General features: G+C 69.2%; 11 protein-coding genes. 9 read left to right on the forward strand and 2 right to left on the reverse strand.

Features of this window, described 5'->3' with window-relative positions; all coding sequences use genetic code 11:
* Both AC1DBE_RS07330 and AC1DBE_RS07335 read left to right on the forward strand, forming a co-directional pair.
* On the forward strand, positions 1 to 177 hold a 177-nt coding region (locus tag AC1DBE_RS07330), incomplete at its 5' end, for a cold-shock protein (RefSeq protein WP_476970218.1).
* A gap of 145 nt (positions 178 to 322) precedes the next feature.
* Positions 323 to 1,006 (forward strand): LysE family translocator, encoded by a 684-nt coding sequence (locus AC1DBE_RS07335; protein ID WP_476970106.1) that lies wholly within the window; start codon positions 323 to 325, stop codon positions 1,004 to 1,006.
* 2 nt (positions 1,007 to 1,008) lie between these two features.
* On the opposite strand, the gene AC1DBE_RS07340 is transcribed toward AC1DBE_RS07335, so the two are convergent.
* Positions 1,009 to 2,985, reverse strand: a complete 1,977-nt coding sequence (locus AC1DBE_RS07340; RefSeq protein WP_476970107.1) for an APC family permease — start codon at positions 2,983 to 2,985, stop codon at positions 1,009 to 1,011.
* A gap of 168 nt (positions 2,986 to 3,153) precedes the next feature.
* On the opposite strand from AC1DBE_RS07340, the gene AC1DBE_RS07345 reads away from it, so the two are divergent.
* Genes AC1DBE_RS07345 through AC1DBE_RS07360 form a run of 4 tightly spaced genes read left to right on the forward strand, consistent with a single transcriptional unit; the run spans position 3,154 to position 8,961 of the window.
* A complete protein-coding gene (locus AC1DBE_RS07345; RefSeq protein WP_476970108.1) occupies positions 3,154 to 5,880 on the forward strand; it encodes a DUF4118 domain-containing protein in 2,727 nt (908 codons plus the stop codon).
* Positions 5,877 to 6,551: a response regulator gene (locus AC1DBE_RS07350; RefSeq protein ID WP_476970109.1), complete on the forward strand. Its 675-nt coding sequence runs from the start codon at positions 5,877 to 5,879 to the stop codon at positions 6,549 to 6,551. The genes AC1DBE_RS07345 and AC1DBE_RS07350 overlap by 4 nt, the downstream gene beginning before the upstream one ends.
* 20 nt (positions 6,552 to 6,571) lie before the next feature.
* Positions 6,572 to 7,174: a DinB family protein gene (locus AC1DBE_RS07355; protein WP_476970110.1), complete on the forward strand. Its 603-nt coding sequence runs from the start codon at positions 6,572 to 6,574 to the stop codon at positions 7,172 to 7,174.
* Between the two features lie 11 nt (positions 7,175 to 7,185).
* Positions 7,186 to 8,961 carry a sensor domain-containing diguanylate cyclase gene (locus AC1DBE_RS07360; RefSeq protein ID WP_476970111.1) on the forward strand — a complete coding sequence of 592 codons (1,776 nt, stop codon included), beginning with the start codon at positions 7,186 to 7,188 and terminating at the stop codon, positions 8,959 to 8,961.
* Here the strand turns inward: AC1DBE_RS07360 and AC1DBE_RS07365 are convergent.
* Complete coding sequence (locus AC1DBE_RS07365) at positions 8,958 to 10,091, reverse strand: acyl-CoA dehydrogenase family protein (protein ID WP_476970219.1); 1,134 nt, start codon at positions 10,089 to 10,091, stop codon at positions 8,958 to 8,960. The two genes, AC1DBE_RS07360 and AC1DBE_RS07365, sit on opposite strands and share 4 nt — an antisense overlap.
* A 360-nt stretch (positions 10,092 to 10,451) precedes the next feature.
* On the opposite strand from AC1DBE_RS07365, the gene AC1DBE_RS07370 reads away from it, so the two are divergent.
* Genes AC1DBE_RS07370 through AC1DBE_RS07380 form a run of 3 tightly spaced genes read left to right on the forward strand, consistent with a single transcriptional unit; the run spans position 10,452 to position 13,186 of the window.
* Positions 10,452 to 12,188: an AMP-binding protein gene (locus AC1DBE_RS07370; RefSeq protein WP_476970112.1), complete on the forward strand. Its 1,737-nt coding sequence runs from the start codon at positions 10,452 to 10,454 to the stop codon at positions 12,186 to 12,188.
* Positions 12,189 to 12,190: 2 nt separating this feature from the next.
* On the forward strand, positions 12,191 to 12,697 hold the full coding sequence (locus tag AC1DBE_RS07375; RefSeq protein WP_476878110.1) for a MarR family winged helix-turn-helix transcriptional regulator: 507 nt from the start codon (positions 12,191 to 12,193) through the stop codon (positions 12,695 to 12,697).
* Positions 12,698 to 12,757: 60 nt separating this feature from the next.
* A complete protein-coding gene (locus AC1DBE_RS07380) occupies positions 12,758 to 13,186 on the forward strand; it encodes a DUF1761 domain-containing protein (protein ID WP_476878109.1) in 429 nt (142 codons plus the stop codon).
* The last annotated feature ends 235 nt before the right edge of the window (positions 13,187 to 13,421 follow it).

Below are 13,421 nucleotides of genomic sequence, written 5' to 3' on the forward strand. Positions count from 1 at the left end.
AACGCCGAAAAGGGTTTTGGCTTCATTGCCCCGGATGACGGGTCGGCCGACGTTTTCGCCCACTACTCGGCAATCGCTTCCAGCGGCTACCGCTCGCTGGACGAGAACCAGAAGGTCGAGTTCGACGTCACCCAGGGCCCGAAGGGCCCGCAGGCTGAGAACATCCGCCCGCTCTAAGCTTTCAGGAAGACCCGGCCTGCCGGAACACTTCTCCTAGAAGTCCGCAGCAGCCCCTCCGGAGTAATTCTCCGGAGGGGCTGCTGTCTTTCTTCTGCATGCTGTCTTTCGTCTGCACGCTTGCACCAGCCGCCGCTACACTTTGATGGCACCAACCCCCACCGGAGGCACCCCCTTGATGGTCGAACAACTGATGGCCTTCGCGCTGACCTGCCTCGTGGTGGTCCTGGTTCCCGGACCGGACTTCGCCCTGGTCCTGAAGAACGCCCACCGCGGCCCCGGGTCGGCCGCATCGACTGCCGCCGGCATCATGGTCGGCAACACCATCCTTGCCCTCCTCGCCGTCCTTGGCGTCACGGCCCTTCTGTCGGCGTCCGAAGTGCTCGGCGCCATCATCCGGATTGCCGGCGCGGCGTACCTTCTTTACCTCGGCGTTGGCGCCCTGCGGGAAGCCTTCGGCCGTGGCCGCCGTGCTCCGGAGCCGGAAGGGGCCCCGGCCGCCGCTGGCGGGCTCCGGTTCCGGGGTGACTCGCCCTTCCTGCAGGGAGTGGTGAGCAACCTGCTCAACCCCAAAGTTGCCGTCTTCTACCTGTCGCTGTTCCCACAGTTCAACCTGGGAGCGCTCCCGCCGCTGGAACAGCACGCGTTGATGGCCGGCATCTTCCTGGCCATCGCCCTGGTCTGGTACGTCGTGCTGGTCCATGCCCTCAAGCGGGTCTCCTCCGTCCTGGCCCGGCCCCGCGTGAAGCGGGCTGTCACCGCCGGATCCGGCGCCGTGCTGGCCGGCGTGGGCGGGACGATCCTGACCAAATCCCTGGTCTCCGCCTAGGCCTACCCCACGTGGACCCAAGGCCGCCTGGTGACATCGGGTTCGGCCTCACGCAGCACCTCGCGGGTGACCGGCGCAATTTCCCCCTCCCCGAACGCGAGGAAGCGCAGCAGGTTGGTCAGCGGGTTTCCCTCGGTCCAGCGGAAGTAGATGTGCGGCATCAGGCCGGTCACGTCCCGGATGTGCAGCAGCACCGACGCGATCGTGTTTGCGACCGCCGGGCCATGCACTTCCAGGATCCGGTAGCCGTGCCTGGTGATGCCGCGGACCTCCAATTCGGTTTCGAAGTCCGAGGAATCGTCGACGACGACCTCCAGGAACACGGCCCGGTAGTCCAGGGGCAGGTGGCTGACCTCAATCGCGGACTCCAGCTTCTGCCGGTATGCCTCCGCGCTGAGCCGCAGCGGCTCGTGGGCCACAATCCGGAGCGGGCCGTCCAGTTCATCGGACATAAACTCAAGCGCCTGCCGGTCCAGGTGGACGTGGGTGGCGTGCAGCTCGAAGGAGCGGCGGGCACGCGAGAGCAGTGAGATCACGATGATCCCGAGGATGAAGATCGACGCGATCCGGAGGCCCTCCGGGCGTTCGATGATGTTGGCCACCGTGGTGTAGATGAAGACGACGGCGATAACGCCGAAGCCGATGGTGCGTTTGCGCTGCCGCTGGCGGCGCGCGGACAGGGTCACGGCGACCGCCGCGGAGGTCATCAGCACCAGCACGCCGGTGGCGTAGGCGCCGCCCTGGGCGTCGACGTCGGCGTTGAACAACCAGGTGATCAGGAACCCGATCAGGGTGAACACCAGGACCAGCGGGCGCACGGCCCGGGCCCAGCCGGGGGCCATCCCGTACCGGGGCAGGTAGCGCGGCACGAGGTTCAGCAGCCCGGCCATGGCGGAGGCGCCGGCGAACCAGAGGATGGCGATCGTGGACAGGTCATAGACGGTGCCGAAGCCCACCCCCAGGTGCTCGTGGGCCAGGAACGCCAGCGCCCGCCCGTTGGCCTGGCCGCCGGGCTGGAACTCCTGCGCCGGGATCAGCACCACGGTGGTGAAACTGCTGACGATCAGGAACGTGCTCATGATCAGCGCGGCCGTGGTCAGCAGCTTCCGTGCGCCCTGGATCCGTCCCGCAGGGTGGTCCTCCGTGTCGTCAGCGTGGCCCTTGATCTGGGGCATCACGGCGACGCCGGTCTCGAACCCGGACAGGCCAAGCGCGAGTTTCGGGAACACCAGCAGGGCGAAGCCGACTGCCAGCAGCGGGTTGCCGTGCGAAGTGGAGATGGCCTGCCACCAGTTGTCCACCGCCACGGGATGGGTCAGGACCTCCCAGAGGGACGCCGCGACCACCACCACGTTCAGTCCCAGATACAGCCCGACGATGACGACGGCGACGCCGATGGCTTCCTTGAAACCGCGCAGGAAGACGGCCGCCAGCAGGGCCAGCAGGATCAGGGTGATGGTCACGTTCTGGCCCTGCAGCCACCCCGGCGCCATCGGGTTCTGGACCAGGTGCGCGGTGGCGTCGGCGGCCGAGAGCGTCATAGTGATCATAAAGTCGGTCGCGGCGAAGCCAAGCAGGACCAGCACAAAGAGCTTCCCGCCCCAGCGCGGCATCAGCCGTTCCAGCATGGCGATGGAGCCTTCGCCGCGGTGGCTCTCCCCGGCCACGCGCCGGTAGACGGGCAGGGCGCCCAGCAGGGTGATCGCCACGAGGACCAGGGTGGCCAGCGGCGAAATGACGCCGGCGGCGAGCGCGGCGATGGCGGGCTGATAGCCGAGGGTGGAGAAGTAGTCCACACCGGTCAGGCACATCACCTGCCACCAGGTGTGCTTCTTCTCCTCGGCCGCGGGGACTCCGCCGGGGCCCTGATGCGAGCCCTTGCTGTCCTGCAGCCCCACCAGCAGCCATTTCCGCAATGCGGTCTTCCGGCCGGGACGCGGCGCCGACGGGTCAGCCGGCGGCCTGCTCAGGGTTGTCATGATCTTCCTTTCCTCGCGGCGCCCCTCACGGGCGGACGCCGCACTGTGGCTCTCAATTGCGAAGCTAGCAGCGGCCCGGCCCGCAACCACCACCCCGGGACGGATCTTGATAATTCCTTGACGCCGCACCCCGGCGCCGGACCAGGGCCGGAATGGAAGAATGACTGCATGGCACGTGGAACGCTGCGCATTTTCCTGGGATACGCCCCGGGCGTCGGCAAGACGTTCGCCATGCTCCGCGAAGGCCACCGGCTCCGCAGCGCCGGCGAGGACGTGGTGGTCGGCATCGCCCGCGACCGCGGCCGCCGCGATACCCGGGACCTGCTGGCGGGCCTTGAGCTGACCGATCCGCGGCGGGTTCCCGCCGGCGGGATCGAGGTCGAGGAACTGGACCTCGACGCCGTCCTGCACCGGGCACCGGCCACCGCCATCGTGGACGAGTACGCCCACTCAAACGCCCCCGGCAGCCGGAACGCGCACCGCTGGGAAGACATCGACGAGCTGCTGGCCGCCGGGACCAACGTCCTCACCACCCTGGACGTCCACCAGCTGGCCTCCCTGGCCGACGTCGTCAGCGGGATCACCCGGGGCCGGCGGGCGGAGACGGTACCCGACGGGATCGTCCGGCGGGCCGACCAGCTCCAGCTGGTGGATCTCTCCCCGGACCTGCTCCGGCAACGGCTCGCTGCGGGAAAGATTGTGCCGGCCGACCGGATCGACTCTGCCCTGTCCAACTACTTCCGTCCCGGGAACCTGGCCGCGCTCCGCGAACTGGCGCTCCTGTGGCTCGCGGACCGCGTGGACGAGGGCCTGGCAGCCTACCGGGAAGGGAACCGGATCGACGCCGGCTGGCCCACCCGCGAGCGGGTGGTGGTGGGACTGGCCGGCGGAGCCGACGGCGAATCCCTGGTCCTGCGCGGCGCCCGGCTGCTCAGCCGGGTCACCGGCAACGACCTGCTGGCCGTCCACGTCAGGGCCGCCGGGACGGTGGCCGCCGAGTCGCCGCAGGCCCTCGATGCCCAGCGCCAGCTGGTCCAGGACCTGGGCGGCAGCTACCACGTGGTGGTCGGTGAAGACCCGGCCGAGGCCCTTCTTGATTTCGCCCGGAGCGTCAACGCCTCCCAGCTGGTGCTGGGATCGGCCCCCAAGAACGCCTGGCACCGTGTGGTGACCGGCCTGCGCGGCGGCGCCCTCGTGGGACGGGTACTCCGCGGGGCCGGCGGGATCGACGTGCACCTGGTGCCGCTGGAAAGCCCGCAACGGGGCCGCCGGCCTGGCCGGCAGGGCGAGCTGGGCAGGCTCCGGGTCATGGTCGGTTTTGGCCTGGCGGTGCTGCTGCCCGTGCTGCTCCAGCTGTTCCTGGAAATCAACCCGGACAAGAACCTGGCCACATCCATGCTGCTCCAGCTCACCGGGTCCGTCGCAGTGGCGCTGGTCGGCGGGCTGTGGCCGGCGATCCTCGCGGCGTTGTGGAGCAGCCTGCTGGTCAACTATTTCTCCACCCCGCCGGTGGGCAATTTCGCCATCAGCGACGCCCAGAACGTCCTCGCCCTGGTGGTGTTCGTCGGGGTGTCCGCGGCCGTCGCCGTGGTGGTGGACCTCGCTGCCCGGCGCTCCAAGGAGGCCGCCCGGGCGCGGGCGGAAGCAACCACCCTGGCCGAGCTGTCGCGCGGCGCGGCCGGATCGGAGGACACTGTCACCGGCCTACTGGAACAGGCCTTGGACGTTTTCCAGGTCCGCGGCGCGGCCTTGTACGGCCTCGCCGGCGGTGAGTCCGACGACGGCCCGGCGGCGACGACGGGGCCGCGGTGGCGGCTGCTGGCCGGCGTCGGGGACGTTCCGCCCGTAACCGCCGACGACGCCGCTGCCGCCTCCGACCCTGCCGCTGCCGGTCCGCACGGGGACACCGCCGTTGCGGGCCCGCACGGAGACAACGTCGAACAGATCAACCCGGCCACGCGGCTGGTCCTTTCCGGCCGCGTGCTCCCCGCCAGTGACCGCCGACTGCTGGGCGCCTTCGGTGTGCACCTGCTGGCCCAGCTCGAGAACCAGCAACTGCTGGCCAGCCGCAGCCAGCTCCGGCGGCTGGCCGAGAGCAACTCCATCCGGACCTCACTGCTCCGCGCGGTCTCCCACGACCTCCGGACCCCGCTGGCCGGCATCAAACTCGCCGTCGGCGGGTTGCGCCAGACCGGCGTCCGCTACACCCGGGAAGAGGAACAGGAACTGCTCGAAACCATCGATGAGTGCTCGGACCGGCTCGATGCCCTGGTGGGCAACCTGCTGGACATGTCCCGGATCACCTCCGACACGGTCACCCCGCTGCTCCGCCCGACGCGCTGGTACGAGGTGGTCAGCGGCGCCCTGCACGGGATTGACGCCGGCCGGGTCCGGGTGGAACTGCCCGCCAACATGCCCGAGGTGGATGCCGACCCCGGGATGCTCGAACGCGTCATCGCGAACATCGTCGAGAACGCCGTCAAATACGCCCCGCACTCGGACATCGTCCTGACGGGCACCGCGGGCGGTCTGGGCGCCGGCGCAGTCGCGGGCCGCCCCTCCGGAGAAATGCGGATCATCGACCACGGCACGGGGGTCCCCGCGGAGCAGGTCGTGGAGATGTTCCGTCCCTTCCAGCGGCTGGACGACGCGAACCGAGCCACCGGCGTCGGCCTCGGGCTGGCCGTCGCGAAGGGGTTCACCGAGGCGATGGGCGGCCGGCTGACCGCGGAAACCACCCCCGGCGGCGGCCTGACGATGGTGGTCAGCCTGCCGCTGTCCGAGGGTGCGCCGGTCGCTGAGCGGCCCGAGCAGGCACCGTTGGAGCCGCAATCCGCCCTGCTGGGACGCCACCACGCGCCGCCGATCCTTTCCTCCCCCACGGACATGCCATGACCGCCGTCCTGGTGGTCGACGACGACCCGTACCTGCTGCGGGCCCTGCGGATCACGCTGCGCGCCCACGGCTACGACGTCACGGCGGCCGAGGACGGGCAGTCCGCGCTGGCGGCCGCGGCCCGGACCCCGCCGTCGCTGGTCATCCTGGACCTGGGCCTGCCGGACATGGACGGCGCCGCCGTCCTGGCGAAACTCCGGGGCTGGAGCCAGGTCCCGGTGCTGGTCCTGTCGGCCCGCCACGGCTCCACGGACAAAGTGCAGGCGCTGGACGCCGGCGCGGATGACTACATCACCAAACCGTTCGGGCTGGACGAACTCCTGGCCCGGCTGCGGGCCCTGCTGCGGCGCAGCGCCGACAGCAAGGAACCGTCCGTCGTCGCCACGGACGCGTTCACCGTGGATCTCGGCAAGCACCGCGTCACGCGCGCCGGCGAAGACATCCGGCTCACCCCGACGGAGTGGAAAATGCTGGAGGTCCTGGTGCGGAACCCCGAGAAACTCGTCACCCAGCAGCAGCTCCTGTCCGAGGTCTGGGGTCCTGCCTACGCGAAGGAAACCAACTACCTTCGGGTGTACATGGCCCAGCTCCGCCGCAAGCTCGAACCCGACGCCGCCGCTCCCCGGCACCTGCTGACCGAGGCCGGGATCGGCTATCGGTTCCTGCCCTGAGCACGGGTAGGATGCCGGGCATGGACCAAAAAGCGATACTGCACCGCTACCTGCGCCTGCGCCGGGAAGAACTGCTGGCCAAGCTGGACGGACTGGACGAATACAGCATCCGCCGCCCGCTGACCCCCACCGGAACCAACCTCCTGGGCCTGGTCAAGCACGTGGCCAGCGTCGAGATCGGCTACTTCGGCGAGGTGTTCGGCCGTCCCCACGGCCAGCCCCTGCCCTGGCTGGACGACGACGCCGACCCGGACGCGGACCTCTGGGTCACCGCCGATGAAACCCGGGACCAGATTGTGGAACTGCACCGCACCTCTGCGGCCCACAGCGACGCCACCATCGAAGCACTTCCCCTCGACGCCCCGGGCGAGGTGCCGTGGTGGCCCGAGGAACGCCGGAACGTGACCCTGCAGCAGATCCTGGTGCACATGTGCGTCGAAACGGCCCAGCACCTGGGCCACGCGGACATCCTGCGCGAACTCATCGACGGGACCGCCGGGAAGGGCCCGGGCGACCCGAACCTCACCCCGCGCACTGCCGGGGACTGGGCCGAACACACCGCCAGGATCGATGCTGCCGCGCAGGCCGCTTCCTCGGTTTCCGGAAGCGCAGCGCCGCAATAGATACTTGGGCAATGAATATTCACAGCGCTCTCGCCCGGGAGAACGCTCGGCAGCCGCCGCTGCCCGAGGTCCCCGCGCAGATGCGGGCCGTTTTGAACGGCATCCCGGCGATGGTCGGCTACTGGGACCTCGACCTGCGCAACCGGCTGGCGAACGACGCCTACCGCGAGTGGTTCGGCGTTTCCCCCGAAGAATTGCACGGCATCCACATCCGGGATCTGCTCAGCGACACCGTCTACGAGGCCAACCAGGGCTACATCCAAAAGGTGCTCGACGGCGAGCCCCAGCTCTTCACGCGCACGCTCACGGACGCCTCCGGCACGGACCGTTTCACCGAGGTCTCCTACATCCCGGACCTGCGCGACGGCGGCAACGGCGGGGTGCAGGGCTTCTTCGTGATGGTCACGGACATCACCGAGCGGGTCCTCGCCGAGCGCCGGCAGCAGCGGGACACCGACCGGTACCGCGCACTGGCGCGCAGCGTCCCCGGCGTCTTTGTACTGCTCTTCGATTCCGACCTGCGCTACCTGATCGCCGAAGGCCAGGAGCTGGAGTCCTTTGGCCACCGTTCCGACGAGCTCGAAGGCCGGCTCATCCACGAGGTCCTCGACGGAGCCCTCGCCAGGGAACTGGAGCCCCGCTACCGCGCCGCCCTGGCCGGCCAGGAGGTCTCCTGGAACCGGAAAATCGGGCCCCGCACCTACCGGCTCAAAGCCGGACCGGTGTATTCGGACAACGACGCCACCGCGGGCATGGTGGTGGCCGTCGACATCACGGACCGGCTCCGGCAGGAACACATGTGGTCCGGCCTGCACGAGATCGCCACCGCCGTCGCCCGCAACGCCGCCCCCGCCGCCATCTCGGAGCGGGTCGCCTTTATTGTCCGGGACCTCTTCAGCGTGGATTCGGCCGCCGTCGTCCGCTTCACCGGTCCGCTGGCGGCCGAAATCGTGGCGATGGCGCCGGCGCTGCCGCCAACGCTGAGCCGCACCCATGTCTTCTCGCCGACCGACATCTCGGCCACCGTCCGGGTGGCCGTGACCGGCAAACCCGCCCTGGTGGTCTACAGCCCGGAAGGCGGACCGGCCGCGGAGCAGATGCGGGCGGGCGGTTTCCAGTCCGGGGCCGGGGCGCCCATCCGGGTCCACGGCAGCCTCTGGGGTGTGTTGAGCCTGACCTCGAAGTCCAGCGCCGGCGTCACCGAGGCCATGCTCGAACGGCTCGCGCAGTTCGCCGAGCTGGTGGAGATCGCGATCGGCAACACCGAGGCCCGCGCCAGCCTGGAGCTGCAGGCCACCACGGACGAACTCAGCGGCCTGCCCAACCGGCGCGCGCTGGAACAGCACCTCTCGCACGAAATCGAACTGGCGGCGTCGCGCGGAACCAGCCTCAGCGCCGTCGTCATCGACATCGACCACTTCAAAAAAGTCAACGACACCCACGGCCACCTGATGGGCGACGTCGTCCTCGCCGCCGTCGCGGACCGGCTGCGCGGCGTCGCCCGCCAGGACGAGATCGTGGCCCGCTTCGGCGGGGAGGAGTTCGTCTGGCTGATGCCCGGGACGGAAGGCGCGGAGGCCCTCATCGCGGCCGAACGGGCCCGTGCCGCCATCGAAACGGAACCGTTCGGGGAGGTCGGATCCATCACAGTCTCGGCAGGGGTATGCGAACTTCGGGACGCCGGCAGCCACAGCCTGCTGGCCTGCGCGGACCGGGCCCTGTACGCGGCCAAGCACGCCGGGCGGAACCGCAGCGAGCGTTACGGCGCGGCCGGCCAGGCTTCCTAGACGAACGCCGACTTCCCGGTCACGGCGCGGGCCACGATCAGCGAATTGATCTCGTAGCTGCCCTCGTACGTGTACAGGATCTCGGCGTCGCCGAAGAGCTTGCCCATCTCGAAGTCGCTGCTGATCCCGTTCCCGCCCATCAGCGAGCGCCCCATCGCGACGGAGGCCCGGGCCAGCCGGGTGGTGGTGGACTTCGCCATGGCCGCCTGCACCATTTCCAGCTTGCCCTCCTGCTGGATCCGGGCCAGCTGGGCCATCAGGGCCAGCGAGACGCTCGCGTTGCCCAGGATCTCGGCCAGCTGCTGCTGGACCAGCTGGAAGCGGGCCAGTTCCTTGCCGAACTGCTTACGCTCCAGCGCGTAGGCCCGGGCGACGTCGAACGCGGCCAGCTGGATACCGGCGCCCTGCCAGCCCACCCAGGCGCGCGAGTCGCGGAGCAGTTTGTTGGCGCGGGAAAAGTCGGTGGCGCCGGGCAGTAGGTTCGCTTCCGGGATCCGGACCTCGTCCAGTACGATGTCCGCGTTTTGCATGATCCGCAGCCCGATTTTGTTGGCGATCTTGGTGGCGGTGTACCCGGGGCGGTCCGTCTCGACGATGAAACCCTTGATCTGCTGGTCGGCGACGTCGCGGGCCCAGACCAGCGCGAAGTCGGCGATGGTTCCGGCGCCGATCCAGCGCTTGGCGCCACTGATCACCCATTCGCCGTCCTCCAGCCGCGCTGTCGTGGACAGGCCGCCGGCGATGTCCGAGCCGTGGTCGGGTTCCGTGAGGGCGAACGCGCCCAGCTGGCTGAAGGCGGTCAGTCCGGGGAGCCAGCGGGCCTTCTGCTCCGCCGAGCCGAGTTCGTCGATCATCCCGACGATCAGTTCGTTGTGGATCCCCACGAGGGCTGACAGGGAGACGTCCGCCCGGGCCACCTCCACGTACATCAGGCCCTTGAAGAGCTTGGAAGTCCCGTCCGTCTGCAGGCCGCCGAGGCCGTACTTGCCCAGCTCCGCCAGCAGCCCGAAGGGGAACTCTTCACGGTTCCAGTAGTCGATGGAGGCCGCGCGGATCCGGGTCTGCAGGAACTCCCGGATCTCCTGGTACCGTGCCCGTTCGTCGGCCGGCAGCAGGTCCACGATGTACATCAGGTCCGCGTCCGGGAACGGGGGTGCTGCGGGGGGTGCGGCGGGCGGTGCGGCCGGTGCCGGCGCCTGCGCCGTCGCCGTGGCCGGACCTTCGGCGGAACGCTCCCCTGTACGCTCCCCGGCGCTGCTGCGGCCGGTGGCCGCCTGGACGGCGGTCTGTCCGCTGGCACTTCCTTGTGACTGCACAGGCACGTATCCCTTCGTAATGTGCGGCGCATTGGCAGCAACATCGGCTCTTCCAAACCCTTGGATGTCCTAGTATATTGCACAGTGACATTGATCACTAGGGATGTGAATCACAAGGCCAGCGGCGGCCGTCACCGGACCGCCCGGCTGAGACCGGCTGCGAAAGGTGCGCCCATGACCGTCACCGAGGAATTCCGCGCTGCGAGGGACCGGCTGCTGGCCCTGCGCGGGGACTACACCGCCGCCCGCGAGGAGTTCCAGTGGCCGCGCTTCCGGGAGTTCAACTTCGCGCTCGACTGGTTCGACACCATCGCCGCCGACCCGGCCAAAGCCGACCGACCGGCCTTGGTGATCGTGGAGCAGGACGGCACGGCCACCCGGCGGAGCTTCGCGGACCTCGCCGCCCGCTCCGCCCAGGTGGCCAACTGGCTCCGCAGCCAGGGCGTGCGCCGCGGGGACCGGATGATCATTATGCTCGGCAACCAGGTGGAGCTCTGGGAGCTGATGCTGGCCGGCATCAAGCTTGGGATCGTGATGATCCCGACCACCACGCTGATGGGCCCGGACGACCTGAAGGACCGGGTGGAACGCGGCGGAGCCAACTGGGCCGCCGTCGGAAGCGCCAACATCGACAAGTTCGCCGGCGTGCCCGGCGACTACACGCTGATCGAGATCGGCGGGAACGACGCCGGCGGGACCGCGCAGGCCCTGCAGTACCGCGGGGCCGACGGCGCGGCGAAGGACTTCGTCCCGGACGCGCCGACACTGGCCGACGAAACCCTGCTGCTCTACTTCACCTCGGGCACCACGTCCAAGGCCAAACTCGTGGAGCACACGCACACGTCCTACCCGGTGGGCCACCTCTCCACCATGTTCTGGATCGGGATGGAACCGGGTGACGTGCACCTGAACGTGGCCTCCCCCGGCTGGGCGAAGCACGCCTGGTCGAACGTCTTTACGCCCTGGATCGCCGAGGCCTGCGTTTTCATCTACAACTACGACCGCTTCGACGCGAAGGCCCTGATGGAGCAGATGGACCGCGAAGGGGTCACCAGTTTCTGCGCCCCGCCCACTGTCTGGCGGATGCTGATCCAGGCCGACCTCACCCTGCTGAAGAACCCGCCCACCAAGGTGGTCTCCGCCGGCGAGCCGCTCAACGCCGAGGTGATCGACCAGGTCAACCGCGCCTGGGGCCAGACCATCCGGGACGGTTTCGGCCAGACCGAGTCCACAGTCCAGATCGCCAACACCCCTGGCCAGCCCATCAAGATCGGCGCCATGGGGAAGCCGCTGCCCGGCTATGACGTTGTGCTGGTGGACCCGGCCACCGGCGCGGAGGGCGACGACGGCGAGCTCTGCCTGCGCCTGGACCCGCGCCCCGTGGGGCTGATGAAGGCCTACTACGGCGACCCGGAGAAGACCGCGGAGGCCTTCCGGGACGGTTACTACCACACGGGTGACATGGCGAGCCGGGACGAACGCGGGATCATCACCTACGTGGGCCGGGGCGACGACGTCTTCAAGTCCTCCGACTACCGACTCTCTCCCTTTGAACTGGAGAGTGTGCTGATCGAGCACCCGGCGGTGGCGGAAGCCGCCGTCGTCCCCTCCCCCGACCCGCTGAAACTCTCCGTCCCCAAGGCCTTCGTGGTCCTCGCCGCCGGACACGAGCCCGGACCGGAGCTCGCCGAGGACATCCTGCGCTACTGCCGCGAGCACCTGGCGCCGTTTAAACGGATCCGCCGGCTGGAGTTCGCGGAACTGCCCAAGACGATTTCCGGCAAAATCCGGCGCGTGGAACTGCGCCACAGCGAGGAACTGCGCCACGGGCCCGGCGGCCTGTCCACCGGCCTCGGCATCGGCATCGAATACTCGGAGGCGGATTTCCCCGCGCTGAAGGGGCAGGGCTAGGCGTGGGCACGCCGCTGCCGCGGGATCCTATCGCCGACGCCCAACGGAACTGGGAACGGCACGGGTGGGCCGACGTCGCCGCCCCGATGGCGGCAATCACGGCGATCATGCGGACCCAGCAGATCCTGCTGGCCCGGATCGAGGCCGCGCTGAAGCCGTTCGGGCTGACGTTCGCGCGCTACGAACTGCTGGCCCTGCTCAGCTTCGCCCGCAGCGGCGCGCTGCCCATGAACAAGGCAAGTGCCCTGCTCCAGGTCCATCCCACCTCGGTGACCAACGCCGTCGACCGCCTGCAGGACGCCGGCCTGGTCCTGCGGTCCCCGCACCCCACCGACGGCCGGACCACCCTGATCGAACTTACTTCGGAGGGCCGCACCCTCGCCAAACGGGCGACGGCGGTGCTCAACGCGGAGGTCTTCGGCCAGTCGGGGTTCGCGGACCCGGACGTGGAGCAGCTGATCCGCATCCTGGGCCGCTTTCGGAGCAATGCCGGGGACTTCAGCGGCTAGGCCATACACTTCCCTTGCGGGGCCCGTCGGCCGGATGGACCCGGAGCTGAGGAGAACGCAATGATTCCCGAGATCAACATCTGGGCGGTACTGCTGGCAACCTTGTCCAGCATGGTGGTCGGGTCCGTCTGGTACACGCCCAAGGTGTTTGGCAACTACTGGATGCGCGTCGCCAAGGTCACGCCCAGCGGAGAGGCCCGGGACGCCGTCAAGCCCATCCTCATCACGCTGCTGGTAAGCCTGGTCAGCGCCTGGGTGCTGGCCGGATCCGCAGCCATTTCGCAGAACTTCTACGGCGGCAACTTCCTGGCCAACACCCTGGTGACCGCCCTGATCCTGTGGGCCGGGTTCACGGCGGCCCGCTTCATCACGCACGACGCCTTCGAGGGGCGCCCCGTGGGCCTGACGGTGCTCAACTGCGCCCACGAATTCGTGACGCTGATGGTGATGGCCCTGATCATCGGCCTGTTCGGGATTTCCGCCACGTAGGTACCCGCGGACTGGCGGGGCTGGTCGCCGGGGCAATGCGCGTCGGCGATACGCATCCGACCCAGCGACGCTCAAATAACCCGGCGCTACGGGTATTTCCGCCTCGGGAGGGCTTTTCCGCGTCGCAAAGGGGTTTGCTGGTCGCCGGGGCAATTGCGCGTCGCGGCGGCGCGGGTCCCCGCCTAGACTGGGTTGGCGGCCGGAGCGGCAGGCGCCCGGCAGTGTGGGACGGCGC

The organism is Arthrobacter sp. 10T416 (genome assembly GCF_056394165.1).

Coding starts and splice junctions, on each gene's coding strand:
- AC1DBE_RS07365 (WP_476970219.1), bottom strand. CDS start 10,091: ATGTACATCGTGGACCTGCTGCCGGCCGACGAACGGGCACGGTACCAG.
- AC1DBE_RS07370 (WP_476970112.1), top strand. CDS start 10,452: ATGACCGTCACCGAGGAATTCCGCGCTGCGAGGGACCGGCTGCTGGCC.
- AC1DBE_RS07360 (WP_476970111.1), top strand. CDS start 7,186: ATGAATATTCACAGCGCTCTCGCCCGGGAGAACGCTCGGCAGCCGCCG.
- AC1DBE_RS07340 (WP_476970107.1), bottom strand. CDS start 2,985: ATGACAACCCTGAGCAGGCCGCCGGCTGACCCGTCGGCGCCGCGTCCC.
- AC1DBE_RS07335 (WP_476970106.1), top strand. CDS start 323: ATGGCACCAACCCCCACCGGAGGCACCCCCTTGATGGTCGAACAACTG.
- AC1DBE_RS07355 (WP_476970110.1), top strand. CDS start 6,572: ATGGACCAAAAAGCGATACTGCACCGCTACCTGCGCCTGCGCCGGGAA.
- AC1DBE_RS07345 (WP_476970108.1), top strand. CDS start 3,154: ATGGCACGTGGAACGCTGCGCATTTTCCTGGGATACGCCCCGGGCGTC.
- AC1DBE_RS07380 (WP_476878109.1), top strand. CDS start 12,758: ATGATTCCCGAGATCAACATCTGGGCGGTACTGCTGGCAACCTTGTCC.
- AC1DBE_RS07350 (WP_476970109.1), top strand. CDS start 5,877: ATGACCGCCGTCCTGGTGGTCGACGACGACCCGTACCTGCTGCGGGCC.